Origin of the sequence: Clostridium thailandense (genome assembly GCF_019207025.1) — a bacterium.
Taxonomy (GTDB): Bacteria; Bacillota; Clostridia; order Clostridiales; family Clostridiaceae; genus Clostridium_AM; species Clostridium_AM thailandense.
The window spans coordinates 74725-91454 of sequence record NZ_JAEEGC010000039.1; the positions used below are offsets into that span (position 1 = coordinate 74725).

Here is a 16730-nt window from a genome sequence, read left to right on the forward strand (position 1 = left end):
ATTATAACTGAAAAAATATTTAATTTTAAAGGGGAATAAATTATGTCTAGAGTTGTAGAGAAATTTATTAAATATATTAAATATGATACTAGATCAGATGAGAATTCTGTGTCGATTCCTACTACCTTGGGACAGTTGGAGTTAGCAAAAGAATTAGTTTTAGAACTTGAGAACATGGGGATGAAAGATGTTTTATTGGATAATAACGGGTACATAATGGCTACACTACCATCAAACATTGATAAAGAGGTTCCGGTAGTAGGGTTCATTGCACACATAGATACTAGCCCTGAAGTATCGGGGGCAAATATAACTCCTAAATTTGTAGAAAACTATAATGGAGAGGACATAATTTTAAATGAAGAAAAAAATATAATTCTATCTCCTAAAGATTTTCCAGAATTAAAAAACTATATTGGAAAAACACTAATTACATCAGATGGAACTACTCTTCTTGGAGCAGATGATAAATCAGGTATTGCTGAAATTATGACCGCTATGGAATTCTTAATAGAAAATCCACAAGTCAAACACGGTACAATTAGAATTGCGTTCACTACTGATGAAGAAGTTGGAAAAATAGGAGAATATTTTGATGTTGAAAAGTTTAATGCTGATTTGGCATATACATTAGATGGGGAAGCGGTTGGTGAGTTAAAATATGAAAATTTTAATGCGGCAAGTGCTAAGATAACTATAAATGGAAAAAGTGTTCACACGGGAGAAGCTAAAGGAAGAATGATAAATTCCCTGCGGGTTGCAACAGAATTATTAAATATGCTCCCAGAGGAAGAAACTCCTGAAAATACAGAAGGATATGAAGGATTTTATTATATTGCATCTATCAATGGTAAAGTAGAGCAGACAAAGGTTCATTGCTTAATAAGAGACTTTGATGATAAAAAGTTTGATGAGAGAAAAGCTTTTGTCGCAGGGTTAGTTCAAAAGATTAACAAAAAATATGGAGATGGGACAGCGACCATCGAGTTAACTGAGCAGTATAGGAATATGAAGGAGAAGATAGAGGCTGTAAAGTATATTGTTGATATAGCAATTGAAGCTATGAAAGAAGTAAACATATTTCCAGATGTTGAACCATTAAGAGGAGGAACAGATGGTGCTAGATTATCCTATATGGGACTTCCTACGCCAAACTTATCTGCTGGAGGACATAACTTTCACAGCAAGTATGAATATATTTCAACCTACGCCATGGAAAAATCCGTAGAGGTAATACTAAAAATAATTGAGCTATTTGCAGAACTATAGACTCATTAAGATTGAGAATAGTAAGAAGAATTTCACAAAATTACTTGGGAGTTGAAAAAATGATATTAAATTATAAGCATAATAAAAATAAATTCATCATTCCTAAAAAGAAATGCAAAATTGTTTATAGAGATAAAATTTTAAATAGATTAGATGAAGCGCTAAATACAAAGCTTACAATTATCTCAGCACCAGCTGGAAGTGGAAAAACTACATCTGTTGTTTCATGGATTGATTCGAAAAATTTATATAATAACGTAATGTGGATTTCGTTAGATGAAAGAGACAATAGCAGGGAAGCTTTTTGGAGCTGTTTTACTACATCTATTGAAAAGTTAGAGGGTGTAGATTTTAAAGGTGAGGAACTAAATTCTATTAAAGATGAAGAAATTTTAACTGAATCAATAATAGATGTACTACTAAATACTATTTCACTAATAAATAAAGATTTAATATTTGTAATAGACGACTTTCATTTTATAAAAAATGAAGACGTACTTATGGAAATAAAGCATTTTATTGATGGTATTAATGACAACGTTCATATTATAATGACTAGCAGAACAAAGCCCAATATAAACATAGCTAGGTTAAGGTTAGATGGAGAGGTAATAGAAATAGACAGAAAAGAACTTAATTTTTCCTTAAGTGAGACAACCGAATTTTTAGAAGATAATACTAAGCTAAGATTGCCAGAAGAAAGAATAAAAATGCTCAAGGAAGCTACAGAAGGTTGGATAGCAGGAATTCAAATAGCTGTATTATCCATGAAGGGAAGAAAAGATATAACGGAAGTAGAGGAAAGATTTAGTGGAAGCAACAATTATATTCAGGATTACTTTTGTGAAGAAGTTTTCAATAATCAATCTGAAGATATAAAGGATTTTTTACTAAAAACATGCATTTTAGATGAGTTGAGTGCAGCATTATGCAATGCTGTAAGCTGCAAAAAAAATAGTCAACAAATTCTTGAACATATATATGATATGAATTTATTTGTTGATAAATTAGATTTTGATGGGAAGTTATTTAGATATTACAGACTTTTCAAGGAATTCCTAGTGTGCAAATTAAACGGAATAAATAGGGAAGAAATTCGAGAGTCTAGCAATAGAGCTGCAAGATGGTATGAAGAAAATGGGCTTATAAATAATGCAATTAATCAGTATATAAAAGTAGGAAACTTTGAGCCGGTAATAAAGTTAATTGAAGATGAGTGCGTAAAAAAGATCTTAAGCAATGAATACTTTTATGTAATGCATTGGTTAGAAAGTATTCCTCAAGACATTATTCTAAAAAATTCAAAATTCTGCATATCATATATGTATATATATATTTATGATAATATAAGTTATAATAAATATCTGGAATTTGCCCAAAAAAACTTAGAGAGCTGTACAGATGAAAAATATAAGAAAGAATGCTTAGGTATACTGTCCATTGTTAAGGGGGATAGAAATCTTATTGAATCTGAATATAAAAAGAGCATACAATTCTATGAAGAGGCCTTTAGTTATCTTGGTGACAATCCATTTTGGAATATAATAATAAATTTGAAACTAGAAATAATATACTTTTATTTACAGGAACCGACTCTAGAGAAAAAAAGTTTTGATAAAGTAATGATGTTAAGTCAATCTTATCAAGATGATGTTTTATATTTAGTTGTCAATAGAACTATAGTTTTTACTAAACTACTAAGAGGACAATTAGCTGAAGTCGAAAATATATGTGACGTATGCTTAAATATTAGTATAAGAGATGAGCTTAAAAAATCATCATTGATATCAAGCTTTTATATAGCATTAGCTTTAGTATATTACGAAAAAAATGAAATTAGTAAGGCGGAAGAATACGTATTAAAAGGCATAAAGTTCATAGAAACAGAGGGTGAATTTTATCTGCACTATCATACTTTGTATCTTGGTTATTATGTATATGCAGGAATTCTTTTAGATAAAAACAGAAAAAGTGAATTAGAAAAACTTTATGAAAAAATAGAAGAATTAGTGCAAAAGTATAATAACAACAAATTATCCGATAGGTATTATTTCCATAAACTCAAAGACTATTTTGAGGTGCTAAAGATGGAACGATTCATGGAATCTGGTAGAATAAACCTTGTAGAGAAGTATATATCAAAAAGAGATTTTAAAATTACAGAAGAATTGGTTATATTTTCTAAAATACTTATTTATAAAGAAAAAACTGATGACGCATTAATGGTATTAAATAAGATTTTGATTTCGGAAAAAGAGAGTAGTAATAAGTATCTATATGTTAGAGCGTATATTTCAAGGGCGGAAATTTTCTCTCAAAAGGATCAATATGAAAATGCAACAAGAGATTTAAAGGAAGCATTAATTATGGGATATGAAAATGGCTTTATTAGGCTGTTTTCGTTTAAAAATATTAAAATGAGCAAAATGTTATTAAAGACAATAAAGGGTATGAAATTTAATAAGGACTATTATAAAATGGGGGAATACTTAAATAAAATATTGGGATTGTATTCCACAGATGAAAACACTGAACTAATAAGCAAAAGAGAAAAAGAAGTATTAATACTTATAGAAAATGGAGCAAAAAATTCAGAAATAGCCCAAAAGTTATTCATTACAGAAAGTACTGCTAAGAGCCACATACTAAATATATTTAGCAAACTAGGTGTCCACAATAGAATTCAAGCAGTTGCAAAAGCAAAAGAAATAGGAATTATATAGCCATACGGCCGAAAGTTGATTTATACGGTTAAGATTGGTAAGCTTAATGACTTGGTTAAGTTACTGAGTTAAAATATGATTAAATTTATCTATAGAATGAAACTAGAAAGCAGACTTATATGAAGGGATGTGTTACCAAAACTGAAAGCACATATAAAAACTTTTTAATCAATCTTGGAGAAGTATTTTAGAAAATCTTAGAGCTTTTGATATGTTTGAGGTACGAGTTTATCAAAGGCTCTTAGATTTTCAAAATACTGAGCCTTAGATTGATAAAAAGTTTTTATAGTGCCGAAGTTTGGTAACACATCCCGGAATATAAGTCTGCTTTCGGTCGTACATGGATAAAAAGTACCTACCCACTAAGCACCAAATAACCAATAAGACTAAAGTATGAGTATAGCTATAATATATTTCAACCTGTTTAGTCATACTTTAAGAGGATTAAGTGGGACTGAAAAAATGATATATTGTACGAGAGAAGATTGAGAGGTTTTTAGAATTCTAAAAAAACTTATATAAAGGAGAAAAGTAAAGTTATGTCTAAAGTTGTTGAAAAATTCATTAAATACATTAAACTTGACACTAGATCAGATGAAGATGTAATGACTGTTCCTAGTACTCCAGGACAAATTGTATTGGCAAAAGAAATAGCAAAAGAATTAGAAGATATAGGTATGACAAACGTTTCAGTCGATGAAAACGGATACGTAATGGCAACGTTATCATCTAATATTGATAAAGAAGTTCCGGTTTTGGGATTTATTGCACATATGGATACCAGCCCTGAAATTTCAGGAGCAAATATAAATCCTAAGTTTGTAGAAAACTATGATGGTAATGACATAGTTTTAAACGAGGGGAAAAATATAATTTTATCTACAAAAGATTTTCCAGAACTAAAAAATTATATAGGAAAAACTCTTATTACAACTGATGGGACTACTCTTTTAGGAGCAGATGACAAAGCAGGAGTTGCTGAGATTATAACTGCAATGGAATTTTTAATAAATAATCCGCAAATTAAGCATGGAACTATTAGAGTTGGTTTTACTCCAGATGAGGAAGTTGGAAGAGGAGCAGATCATTTTGATGTTAAAAAGTTTAATGCAGATTTCGCCTATACAATAGATGGTGGAGAAATTGGCGAATTAGAGTATGAAAACTTTAATGCAGCAAGTGCTAAGATAACTGTAAATGGAAGAAATGTTCACCCAGGAAATGCAAAAGGAAAAATGATAAATTCAATGCTTATAGCTGGAGAACTTATGGACATGCTGCCTAAAAATGAAACACCAGCAACAACAGAAGGATATGAAGGTTTTTATCATCTAGTAACAATTAATGGAGGGGTAGAAGAAACAAACCTCTACTATATAATAAGAGACTTTGATGCAGATAAATTTGAAGATAGAAAAGAATTCATGGCTAGTGTAGTAAAAAGCTTAAATGATAAATATGGAAAAAATATAATTGAGGTTGAAATAAAAGAACAATATAGAAATATGAAAGAAAAAATTGAACCTGTAAAACATGTTGTTGACATCGCTTTTGAAGCAATGAAGTCAGTTAACATAGTACCTAAAGTTCAACCAATAAGAGGAGGTACAGATGGGGCAAGGTTATCCTTTATGGGACTTCCTACACCAAATATATTCACAGGTGGTCACAATTTCCATGGTAAGTTCGAATATATTCCAACATACTCAATGGAAAAAGCTGTAGAAGTAATACTAAAAATAATAGAAGCTTATGCAAAGTTATAATTTAAAATTTAAAAATAAAAAACGGAAATAAGGAGGTTAAAGCCCTAAATGGACTTTAACAGGTAAGCCCGTGTTTCCGACTAAGAGGAGGAAAAAAAATGGCGTCAAACGCAAGTTCAGCAAAAAAGTTAACTCTAATATCTTTGGTATTAATGATTTTTACTTCTGTGTATGGATTTAACAACATTCCTAGATCATTTTATAAGATGGGATATGCTGCTATTCCATGGTACATTCTATCAGCAATAACTTTCTTTGTTCCATTCGCATTAATGATGGCAGAATTCGGTTCAGCATTCAAAGATGAAAAAGGTGGAATTTATTCATGGATGGAAAAGTCTATAGGACCTAAATTTGCATTCATGGGAACGTTTATGTGGTATGCATCCTATGTAATTTGGATGGTTAATGTTGGTTCTGGTATATGGGTTCCAATATCAAACGCTATATTTGGACAAGATACAACTAAAAACTGGGTATTATTCGGATTTAAAGGACCAAAAGCTTTAGGTATTTTAGCAATATTATGGATTTTATTAGTTACAGTTATATCAACTAAAGGGTTAGATAAAATCAAGAAAGTTACTTCACTTGGAGGTTCAGCGGTTGCGGCGTTAAATATAATTGTTTGGATTGGTGCTATAGCAGTACTTGTAGGAAATCACGGACAATTAGCTCAGCCTATAGAAGGATTGAGATCATTCACAACAACACCAAATCCTAAGTTTGCAGGAAACATAATTTCTTCATTAGCATTTGTAGTATATGCATTATTTGCTTATGGTGGAATAGAAGTTGTTGGTGGATTAGTTGACCAAACTGAAAATGCAGAGAAGACTTTCCCAAAAGGCATTCTTATATCAGCAGCAGTTATTTCTATAGGATATGCAGCTGGTATATTCTTAGTAGGTATATTTACAAACTGGACAAATGTAATGAGTGTTAAAGATGTTAACTTGGGAAATGCAGCTTATGTAGTTATGGCTAATTTAGGATATTCCTTAGGAACTGCCTTTGGAGCTAGCCCAGCAACTGCTACAGCTATGGCTCATGGGGTTGCTAGATTTGTTGGACTTTCAATGTTCTTAGCATTAGCAGGTGCTTTCTTTACACTAATGTTCTCACCATTAAAACAATTAATAGAAGGTACGCCGGCTAAATTATGGCCTGGAAAAATGGGACAAATTAAAGATGGAATGCCAATAAACGCTATGTGGTATCAGGCAATAGTAGTTTGTGTAATGATATTCCTAGTAGCATTTGGTGGAGATTCAATGAGTAAGTTCTTTGATATACTTGTGGCTATGACTAACGTAGCAATGACACTGCCATATGTGTTTATAGCAGGAGCATTCCCTGCATTTAAGAAGAAAACAGAAATCAAAAAACCATTTGAAGTATTTAAAACTCAAGGAAGTGCCAACATTTGGACAGCAGTAGTTGTTCTAACTGTAGGACTTGCTAATGTATTCTGTATAATAGAACCAGCTATAGATGGAGATATACCTACAACAATTTGGAGTGTAGCTGGACCTATATTCTTTGCAGTAGTTGCGTGGGCAATGTATGGCAGCTATGAAAAGAAAAATAGAAATGAAGATTTAAAAAAGACTGTATAGAGAGTATAATTAGATATTATAATAAAAAATTATGATAGGGTTATAATAGATTTAACATGTATTAAAAAATACATGTTAAGTTCTAATTATAACCCTATATAAACATAATAGGGAGAGGGGTATAACATGAGTAATGAATTAACAAAAAAGTATGAATATGCTTGGGATAAGTATTCAGAAAATGATTTAAAGGACTTATTTAATCTATCAGATGAATACAAAGGATTTATGTCAAAGTGCAAAACTGAAAGAGAATGTGTCCATGAATTTGTAGCTAGAGCAGAAAAGGCTGGATTTAAAAATTTAGATGACATAATAAATCATAAGGTTTTACTAAAAGCTGGTGACAAGGTTTATGCTTGCAATATGGATAAAACATTAGCTATGTTTACCATTGGCACAAAAGGTTTCGAAGAAGGAATGTCAATATTAGGAGCACATATAGATTCACCAAGACTTGATTTAAAGCAAAATCCATTGTATGAGGATACTGATTTAGCTTTATTTGAAACTCATTATTATGGTGGAATAAAAAAATATCAATGGGTAACAATTCCTCTTGCTATACATGGAGTTATCATTAAGAAGGATGGCACAAAAGTAGATGTTGTTGTTGGAGAGGATGAAAATGACCCTGTTGTAGGCATATCTGATTTATTAATACATTTATCAGCTGATCAGCTAGATAAAAAGGCCAATAAAGTAATAGAAGGTGAAGACTTAAATGTATTAGTTGGTAGTATGCCAATTAAAGACAAAGAAGCGAAGGACAGAGTTAAACAAAATACTTTGAGACTATTAAATGAAAAATATGGAATAACAGAAGAAGACTTTGTATCTGCTGAATTAGAAATAGTTCCAGCAGGAAAAGCTAGAGATTATGGATTAGATAGAAGTATGGTTATGGCATATGGACATGATGATAGAATATGTGCATTTACTTCCTTTGAAGCAATGCTGAAGATAGAAAATCCAGAAAAAACTTGTGTAACATTATTAGTTGATAAAGAAGAAATAGGAAGCGTTGGTGCTACAGGAATGCAATCAAGATTTTTTGAAAATACTGTAGCTGAAGTTATGGAATTATGTGGCGAGTACAGTGAATTAAAACTAAGAAGAACTCTTAGAAATTCAAAAATGTTATCCTCAGATGTAACGGGTGCATATGATCCAAATTTTCCATCTGTTATGGAAAAGAAAAATACTGCTTATCTAGGAAAAGGAGTAGTATTTAATAAGTATACAGGTGCAAGAGGAAAGTCTGGGTCAAATGATGCTAATCCTGAATATATAGCAGAAATAAGAGCTATTATGGATAAGCATAATGTAACCTGGCAAACTTCAGAACTTGGCAAAGTTGATCAAGGAGGCGGAGGAACAATCGCCTACATACTAGCCGAATATGGAATGCAAGTTATAGATTGTGGAGTTGCACTTCACAACATGCACGCTCCTTGGGAGATAGCGAGTAAGGCAGATATTTATGAAGCTGCAAAGGGATATGAGGCTTTTCTAAAGGAAGCATAGTCTAAATACTTATATATAAGCAATCTAACAAATTAAATATATTTTTCATTCCCAAATATATAAATACCGTACTGTTAAACAGTACGGTATTTCATAAGTTATTTAACTTTTGCTAATTCGTTTTTTATTATTTTAGCTTGTGTGGATTTTGTACCTTGTTTAAATAAATCTTCATATTGAATAGAATTTTCATCAGTTATTTCTGGGAATTTAATTTCAACATCTTTATTAATATTATAAATAGTTGAATTAAAATCTATTCCTAACTTATATACGCCTGTAAGAGTGTTTGAAGCACTTGCATTTTTTGAACCACTTAAACTTTGAACTGTAGATATAAAGTTTGGTGCATCAAATACTAAATCCATGTATCCATTCTCACTAACTATATATCCATTTTCATCTACAGCATAATTAATTACAATTCCTCTATCACCAATAATAGTTACTTTATCAAAGGAGTCTAATACTTTGTTCATTTGTTTTGTGAATTCTGGTAATCCCTTTTCAAAGTCTGAGAAGGATTTATTTATTTCTGCCTCAGCAGCAGCCGAATCTTCTTCCTTTAAGTTAGAAACTTTAGTCATTGCAATCATGTAATCTTTCAAAAAGTCTCTTGCATCAGCATTATTTACTAAATTATTTGAAGTATATTTTACTAAGCTTTTAAAGTTCTTGTCGTTTAGAGTAACTTGATACAAATGCACTGGTTTGTTTCCATCAGGTAAATTCATGTATTGAGAACCCTTATTTGTAATAAAAGTAAAGTTAGGGTCGAAACTAACCATACTCTTAGCAATTAATTCTGAAAGTTTCTTTTGCATATCTTCACTTGTCTGTGTTAACTTAGAAAAGTCCATACCGCTAGCGCCATTCATCTTTGAACTATCCAAAACAACATATTGTTTACCGTTCATTTCGGATTGAGCAATAGCTGGTAATTTAATAATTTCTTTAAAAGACAGTTTATCATTTTCAGAACTTGAATCTACCCAAACACCTAAATCTAGAGGCATGTCCCCAAATTTAGCTGACATGTCTATTTGTGCTTTTGCAGCTGTAGCACTTTCATTTTGATTCATTTTAGAATTCATAACTATACTTGCGTTATTTATCATTGGAATAACTTTATTTACAGAGTTTTGTTCTTCAGCAGAGAGATTTTCAGCGCTAAACTTTAAGTTTATTTCTGTTTTTGACTCTGAGCTAGTAGCTTTTTGTGTTTTGCTAAATGCATTAGCAAGTGAGGTTGCATCATAGCTACAACCTGTGAAAAGAGAAGTTGCCATTGCAACAGATGCTGCTATTGTTGCTAGTTTTTTCAATTTATTCATTATTACACCTCCAATAAGATCATGTGGTAATTATAACATCATAGAAAATACAGGTCAATATAGTTTTTTGTACCTTTTAATCGGATTTTCCAACTAATTTACTTTCTATATCAATTAGCTTTGAATTTTCTCTTATTTTATCCTATTTACATATTGAAACATTTATGCTATAAAAATGTTTGTTTTATGATCCCAGAAATTTATTCTGAATTAAGAACTGTTTTACTTTTGCAGTATATTCAGATTTATTAACGAAATAGGACATAGCATGTTCTGCTCCAGGAGAGATGTATATGTCTTTAGGCCCTGTTTTTTCCAAGTATAAGTCCAGTGACATTGATGCAGGGATAAAAGTGTCATTACTCCCGTGAATGAACATAATAGGAGTTTTGATGTTTTTTATTGCTTTTATAGGGGATACAGCATAAAGTGAAAAACCAGATTTATTGAGTGCGATAATATTGCCATAGAAAAGTATGAATTTAGCAGCTAGTCCTAAGTGGGGCTTTTCATCTTTAGCTAGCTTTATGGCTAACAACTCAGAAATATCAGAATACGGACAATCCACCACGTAAAAATTTACATTTCTTTTTGTTTGATCCAAACTTGCCTGCAGTAATGCAGTTACAGCCCCCATGGATTCGCCATGCACTCCAATTATAGCATTGGGGTTTACCCACCTTACCCATTTTACTATATTATCAAGATCAGTTTTTTCAAAAAAGCCAAGAGTTATATCATTACCGCCGCTTTTGCCATGATATCTAGAATCATAGGCTAGAACATTAAAGCCCATATCAAGGTACATATCAGCATATTTCATAGATTCCCATCGGCTTGCAGTAATGCCATGGACTAGAATAACAGTATTATTTGTAGGTTTGGGATTGAATATATAAGTTCCTGCAAGTTTATATCCAAAACTAGATTGTATATTTATGTCATAAGATTCAAGTGAGGAGAATCTATTATAGTTAAAACTATTTTTATAATATTGAATATCTGTGTTGGATCTATTAATATATATTTTACATACCTTTTGATAATACATATCTCCAAAGTAAAATCCTGTTGCATTAATAGCAAGCAGCAATATTAACGTTATCGTTATTAATATTTTATGTTTCTTTTTAAGTTGGAACTTCCTCTTAGTTACTATTACTGAACTATTCATATTAAGATCATCTCCAGATGGCAAAAATACGCTTTAGATGCCATAAATTATTTTAATTTTAATCCGTTATCCATTCTTTTTGTGTAATTATCCACAGATAAAAGTCCTGTCATAAAAGCTGAAGAATCATCAGTTATAGCCTTAGATGCTGCAGCCGATATATTATTGCCTTGAAGCAAACTTGATGAAGAAGTATTTTTACTATCAGCTAAACCAAGCATAAGAGATTGTAAAGCTATATTATTATTTGGAGGAGATTTTAAATTTAACTTATTAGGAAGATAAATAATTGCATGGTTATTCTGTTTTTCATATAAGTATTTATTATAGTACTTGGACATTTCAACAGCAAGGTTTACTGCTTCTGATGGATGTTCGGAAGCTGTAGAAACAAATAAACCAGAATTTTTAGTGACTCCACCTATTAGGGTGCTATTTATATTTTCCTTAGCTGAATCACCTATAGTAGGATAGCGGAGCAATCCACATTTACCATTTAGCTTCTGATTTGATATTTTAAAATTTGAAGAATCTGTACAATACATGGCAGCTTTGCCAGAAGTAAATAAATTAGCAGCATCTTGATCTGAGCTAGAAGCAAAGTTTTGCTCAAATGCTGCCATGTCCATTAGTTCTTTCACTTTTGTGGCAGATTGTTTGAAACTTTCGTCAGAAAAATCACCTTTTTTTTCTATAAGCTTGGAGGTGATTTTGGGGTCAATGGTAGCAGAAAAAGCCTCGATCATTTTATAAACACTTGTACCATTTTTACCACCAAGGGCAATAGGAACTATACCTTTCGATTTAAATATAGAAATTGCAGTCTTGAGTTCATTAAAATCAGTTGGAGGTTTAATATTATTTTGTTGAAATAAGTCTGTATTAATTTCAATTACTTGATAGTATATTGGGTCAAAAGGAACTGCATATATATGATTTTTATATCCAACAATTTTGGCAGAGGGAATAACTATATCCCAAAATTTCAGTTTATCTAAATACTTATCGATAGGTTGAACAGAATCCGTTGATAAAAGTTCAGTTGAAAGGTTTCCGTTATCTGAAAAAAAAACATCAGGTATATCAGTAGAAGATAGAAGAACCTTTACTTTTGTTTCGTAGGTTGGCATATCACCTTTTATAAACTTGAAGTTTACATCGTAATTTGGCAATAGGGTTTTTATATCATTTGAAAAAGTTTTAAAAGCTTCTAATTTATTGTTATCCTCAGAAGACATAATACAATTTAATTTGATTTTTTCTTGATTCTTATAATTATTTACCTGAAGAGAGGTATCTTTGCAGGTAGTAACTATAGAAAATATTAAAATTATACTTATAATTGGAAAATACTTAAAATTTATGAGTTTCATATAAAATTAAAGCCTCCATTTTAGTTTTTTATAAATGATTGTGCCTATCTTTCTAAAATTATAAATCTACTTTATAAAAATGTAAATCATAGCTGATTTGAGCCTCAGAAAAAAATAATCCATTTTTAATATATATGTTATAATTATTTCCCTTATAATAAAATAATGGTATAATTAGCATATATTATTTTAAGAAAGGTAATTGTGTTATATGCTAAAGTTAACTGTCTGGGAACTTTTTTTAAGACTCATTCCTGAATGTTTTTTATTTATTCTAGGATCATATGTAATTGCCAATATAAGAATTAAAAAAAGTAGCTATTTTGCATCAAGTATACTATTTGCAATAGGTGCATATTTAATAAGAATGCTGCCAATTCATTTTGGTATACATACAGGTATTTCTATTATGTTGTATATTTTGTTAGCTACTTTTTTGAATAAAATACCTATTAAAGATGCTATATCAGCTTCAATGCTTTGGACAATAACTCTATCTGCTTGCGAAGCTTTAAATGCATATATATTAAATTGTTTAAAACTTAATATGCAATCAATATTAAATAATCCATTGGTAAAAGTTTTGTATTTTACTCCATCACTAATAATGTTTTCATTAGCTATACTACTAGCAAATATATTAATATCTAAAAGTGAAAAAGAGGGTTCTAAAAATGTTTTTAATTGAAAAAATATCAAACAAAATAGGGAATAAAATTGCCTTGAATTTAGACTTGGATAAAGATAATGAAGAGATTATTGCTTATGGAGCGTTTAACTTGCTTCAAGCCATATTTTGCATATTTTGGGTAGTGATATTAGGCATTATTTTAAAAGTATTAGTACAAGCCTTAATCATATCTTTTAGTTGGGCTTTGCTAAGAAAATATTCTGGTGGGGCTCATGCGAGTACTCCAAATAGGTGTGCTGGGATAGGAGCGGTGGAAACTAGTGCACTTGCGTTAATAGTAAATAAAGTATTTCCCTTGTTTAGTATTGAGATAATTGGTTTTATATTAGTATTATGTATGGCAAGCAGTTATTATATCATTAATAAGCTAGCGCCTGTCGATAGTGAAGCTAAGCCAATTGTAAAGTTAGAAACAAGAAAGCGGCTGAAAAGAAATTCTATTAGAGTATTAAACTTATTTGCCATAATTATAATTATTCTAGGAATTATTTACTATAGGAGTAGCAGTAAATTTTTTTTAAGTACTATTGAAGCTTTGCTTTTAGGTGTAATGTGGCAAGCTTTCACACTTACAGATAAAGGACATCAGCTATTATATAAAATAGAGGATGTTTTAAATATACTTCAAAGGAGGAATAAAGATGAAAGGTAAGCTAAAAAAAACTGTATTAACTTTAAGTGAAAAGATGCTTACTAATGCCGCTTTAAAAACATCAACATCAGCATGTGGCTTGGGCGTATATCAACCTAAAGAGCCAAAGTGCCTTAGAGAAAAATAATGCAGAACTAATATAAGGATCGTATTTTCGGTCCTTATATTATTGAATACGAATATAGGAGTGAAGATATGGATAGTTTTAAAAATAATAGAGAAAAAAGCATAAATGATATTATATCAGTTGTTAAGCTAGTTTCATTATTTCTTTGCTCAATAATAATTTATAGTCAAATATTTGTAAAAGATAGAATTATATTCAATGAAAAAAATGGATATATAAGCACTATTTCTTTGGGAATGTTAGCTTTTGCAATAATGCTGACTTATTTCTTATGGTCCTTTTTTTCATTGCGCTCTATGAAATGTAAAAATAGATTATATATGCGAGCACTTGAAAATTTTGTTTTTATTTCAATATTATCTATTATGATTATCAAATCAAATTCTAGTATAGTTCAATATAAATTTTTGTTTCTATTCATAATCATTACTTCTGCTTTAGAGTCAGGGATGAAATGGGGAATGACTATAGCTTGCATTGCATCTATAATAATATTGGCAATAGATTTAATATATGCACCATCTAGTGCATATATTAATGAATGCTTTGAAAATGATCTGATTTTGGTTGGAGTTTTTATTCTAACGGCCTGGCCGCTTGGACACTATGTGAAAATTGAAAAGGAAAATTTAAAACAAAAGAATTTAGAACTTCAAAAGTTGAACAAAAAGTTAAATAAACAAGATACACAGCGTAAGTATATGGAAGAAATAATTTTAAAAAATGAAGCTTGCTATAATTTACTAATTGAAAATTCTAGAGATACTATATTAGTTCATAGGGATAATAAACTAATATTTGCCAACGAAGGAGCAGTTAAACTCATAGGTGTCTCAAATGCAGAGGATTTAAATGGAAAGTCAATGTTGGATTTTATACCAATCGAAGGAAGAGATATTGTAAATGAGAAATTTAAAAAAGTATATAATGAAAAAAATACAATGTCATTTTTTGAAGGAAAGATACTTAAGACAGATGGAGAGATAGTCAGTGTACATAATACATCTACATATTTTATATATGAAGGTAAACCTACAATTTTAAGTATTCTTCGTGATATTACACCAGAAAAGCAGGTAGAAAAGCTGCAAAAAGACGTAAAAAAGAACATAGAATTGCTAAATGAAACCATTGAATCTAATAAGTTTATTACAGAATTTTTTTCAAATATATCGCATGAATTAAAAACTCCACTAAATGTTATATTTGCTGCAGTACAAGTACTGGATATGTATAACAAGAATATGGAGGGGGAATATGTTGAAAAAGAGGAAAAGTATTTAAAGGTAATGAAACAAAATTGTTATAGACTTATGAGATTGATTAATAATTTATTAGATATCACTAGAGCGGACTCAGGGTTTCTTAGAGTTGACTTGCAAAATCATGATATAATTAGTGTGGTAGAAGATATAACTTTATCGGTAGCAGCATATGTTGAGGACAAAGGTATAAATCTTATTTTTGATACTGAGGTAGAGGAAAAAATAATGGCATTTGATCCATATAAGATTGAAAGAATACTTCTTAACCTACTTTCAAATGCAATTAAGTTCACAAATCCTGGAGGAGAAATACGCATAAATATCGAAGATAAAAAAGAAATTGTAGCTATTTCCGTAAGAGACACAGGAGTTGGAATACCGGAGGATAAATTGAAAATAATATTTGAACGATTTAGACAAGTAGACAAGACATTAAGTAGAAATAGAGAAGGAAGCGGTATTGGTTTATCTCTTGTAAAATCTTTTGTAGAAATGCATGGCGGGAAAGTTTACGTTGAAAGCAAACTGGGTATAGGAAGTAAGTTTATTATTGAACTTCCAGTGAAGGTATTAGATGGAGAAACTGATGAAAAAAATTTTGTGCATGAAACAAATCCAGAAAGAGTTAACATTGAATTTTCAGATATATATAAATAGTTATAGGTACCCACGGCCGAAAGTAGACTTACACTCCGGCATATGTTTCCAAGCTTCGGCACAATAAAAACTTTTTGCCAATCTAAAGCTTAGCATTTTGAAAATCTAAGAAGCTTTTATAAACTCGTACCTCAAACATATAAAAACTCCTAAGATTTTCTAAAATGCTTCGCTAAGATTGACTAAAAAATTTTTATATGTGCCTTCAGCTTTGGAAACATATACCTGCGTATAAGTCTACTTTCTGGTGTAGTTATCTATAGATAGTTAACTCTATAACTGAACTTATCCAATTTGCTATATTTATTGAAAGAAGCAGTGTTTTTAACACATATAAAATACAAAAATGACAAGTTGGTACTTGAATAGATTAATCTTTAAAGTTAACGATCTATATATAGAAATATCCACACCAGACACTTAACTTATACGCAGGGATATATTTACATTCTAGAAGACACATTTAAATACTTTTGCTACAAGTCTTAGCTCATATTTTTAAAAAAGCTTAGAAGATTTGATTGGTTGAGCACAGCGAGTTATCAAAGATTCT

At 30.5% G+C, this 16730-nt stretch carries 12 protein-coding genes; 9 read left to right on the forward strand and 3 right to left on the reverse strand.

From position 1 onward, the window contains the following. The first annotated feature begins 42 nt into the window (after positions 1 to 42). From pepT (I6U48_RS09895) to I6U48_RS09915, 5 genes are all read left to right on the forward strand, one after another. Entirely contained in the window at positions 43 to 1269 is a 1227-nt protein-coding gene (pepT, locus tag I6U48_RS09895) for a peptidase T (protein ID WP_218320245.1), read from the forward strand. Between the two features lie 59 nt (positions 1270 to 1328). Continuing rightward, the gene (locus I6U48_RS09900) at positions 1329 to 3992 is read left to right on the forward strand and encodes a winged helix-turn-helix domain-containing protein (protein ID WP_218320246.1); all 2664 of its coding nucleotides are present in this window, start codon (positions 1329 to 1331) and stop codon (positions 3990 to 3992) included. A gap of 539 nt (positions 3993 to 4531) precedes the next feature. Then, the gene (gene pepT / locus I6U48_RS09905; protein ID WP_218320247.1) at positions 4532 to 5758 is read left to right on the forward strand and encodes a peptidase T; all 1227 of its coding nucleotides are present in this window, start codon (positions 4532 to 4534) and stop codon (positions 5756 to 5758) included. Between the two features lie 98 nt (positions 5759 to 5856). Beyond that, on the forward strand, positions 5857 to 7377 hold the full coding sequence (gene yjeM, locus I6U48_RS09910; protein ID WP_218320248.1) for a glutamate/gamma-aminobutyrate family transporter YjeM: 1521 nt from the start codon (positions 5857 to 5859) through the stop codon (positions 7375 to 7377). Positions 7378 to 7503: 126 nt separating this feature from the next. Then, the gene (locus I6U48_RS09915) at positions 7504 to 8904 is read left to right on the forward strand and encodes an aminopeptidase (protein WP_218320249.1); all 1401 of its coding nucleotides are present in this window, start codon (positions 7504 to 7506) and stop codon (positions 8902 to 8904) included. Positions 8905 to 9002: 98 nt separating this feature from the next. Here I6U48_RS09915 and I6U48_RS09920 read toward each other — a convergent pair whose 3' ends face one another. From I6U48_RS09920 to I6U48_RS09930, 3 genes are all read right to left on the reverse strand, one after another. Next, entirely contained in the window at positions 9003 to 10238 is a 1236-nt protein-coding gene (locus I6U48_RS09920) for a hypothetical protein (protein ID WP_218320250.1), read from the reverse strand. A 184-nt stretch (positions 10239 to 10422) separates the two neighbouring features. Then, positions 10423 to 11412, reverse strand: a complete 990-nt coding sequence (locus tag I6U48_RS09925) for an alpha/beta hydrolase (RefSeq protein WP_218320251.1) — start codon at positions 11410 to 11412, stop codon at positions 10423 to 10425. Between the two features lie 47 nt (positions 11413 to 11459). After that, positions 11460 to 12785 carry an ABC transporter substrate-binding protein gene (locus I6U48_RS09930; RefSeq protein WP_218320252.1) on the reverse strand — a complete coding sequence of 442 codons (1326 nt, stop codon included), beginning with the start codon at positions 12783 to 12785 and terminating at the stop codon, positions 11460 to 11462. A 211-nt stretch (positions 12786 to 12996) separates the two neighbouring features. On the opposite strand from I6U48_RS09930, the gene I6U48_RS09935 reads away from it, so the two are divergent. The 4 genes from I6U48_RS09935 (at position 12997) to I6U48_RS09950 (ending at position 16177) form a co-directional block, all read left to right on the forward strand. Continuing rightward, positions 12997 to 13473: a hypothetical protein gene (locus I6U48_RS09935; protein WP_218320253.1), complete on the forward strand. Its 477-nt coding sequence runs from the start codon at positions 12997 to 12999 to the stop codon at positions 13471 to 13473. Further along, entirely contained in the window at positions 13460 to 14128 is a 669-nt protein-coding gene (locus I6U48_RS09940; protein ID WP_218320254.1) for an accessory gene regulator ArgB-like protein, read from the forward strand. Before I6U48_RS09935 ends, I6U48_RS09940 begins: the two co-directional genes overlap by 14 nt. After that, entirely contained in the window at positions 14118 to 14255 is a 138-nt protein-coding gene (locus I6U48_RS09945; protein ID WP_218320255.1) for a cyclic lactone autoinducer peptide, read from the forward strand. Before I6U48_RS09940 ends, I6U48_RS09945 begins: the two co-directional genes overlap by 11 nt. 68 nt (positions 14256 to 14323) lie before the next feature. Next, a complete protein-coding gene (locus I6U48_RS09950; RefSeq protein ID WP_218320256.1) occupies positions 14324 to 16177 on the forward strand; it encodes a PAS domain-containing sensor histidine kinase in 1854 nt (617 codons plus the stop codon). Positions 16178 to 16730 lie beyond the last annotated feature (553 nt).

What these genes read in the sequence shown, in the direction of transcription:
- I6U48_RS09945 (WP_218320255.1), top strand. Translation starts at nt 14,118, where the DNA reads ATGAAAGGTAAGCTAAAAAAAACTGTATTAACTTTAAGTGAAAAGATG.
- I6U48_RS09930 (WP_218320252.1), bottom strand. Translation starts at nt 12,785, where the DNA reads ATGAAACTCATAAATTTTAAGTATTTTCCAATTATAAGTATAATTTTA.
- I6U48_RS09900 (WP_218320246.1), top strand. Translation starts at nt 1,329, where the DNA reads ATGATATTAAATTATAAGCATAATAAAAATAAATTCATCATTCCTAAA.
- I6U48_RS09920 (WP_218320250.1), bottom strand. Translation starts at nt 10,238, where the DNA reads ATGAATAAATTGAAAAAACTAGCAACAATAGCAGCATCTGTTGCAATG.
- pepT (WP_218320247.1), top strand. Translation starts at nt 4,532, where the DNA reads ATGTCTAAAGTTGTTGAAAAATTCATTAAATACATTAAACTTGACACT.
- pepT (WP_218320245.1), top strand. Translation starts at nt 43, where the DNA reads ATGTCTAGAGTTGTAGAGAAATTTATTAAATATATTAAATATGATACT.
- I6U48_RS09935 (WP_218320253.1), top strand. Translation starts at nt 12,997, where the DNA reads ATGCTAAAGTTAACTGTCTGGGAACTTTTTTTAAGACTCATTCCTGAA.
- I6U48_RS09915 (WP_218320249.1), top strand. Translation starts at nt 7,504, where the DNA reads ATGAGTAATGAATTAACAAAAAAGTATGAATATGCTTGGGATAAGTAT.
- yjeM (WP_218320248.1), top strand. Translation starts at nt 5,857, where the DNA reads ATGGCGTCAAACGCAAGTTCAGCAAAAAAGTTAACTCTAATATCTTTG.
- I6U48_RS09950 (WP_218320256.1), top strand. Translation starts at nt 14,324, where the DNA reads ATGGATAGTTTTAAAAATAATAGAGAAAAAAGCATAAATGATATTATA.
- I6U48_RS09925 (WP_218320251.1), bottom strand. Translation starts at nt 11,412, where the DNA reads ATGAATAGTTCAGTAATAGTAACTAAGAGGAAGTTCCAACTTAAAAAG.
- I6U48_RS09940 (WP_218320254.1), top strand. Translation starts at nt 13,460, where the DNA reads ATGTTTTTAATTGAAAAAATATCAAACAAAATAGGGAATAAAATTGCC.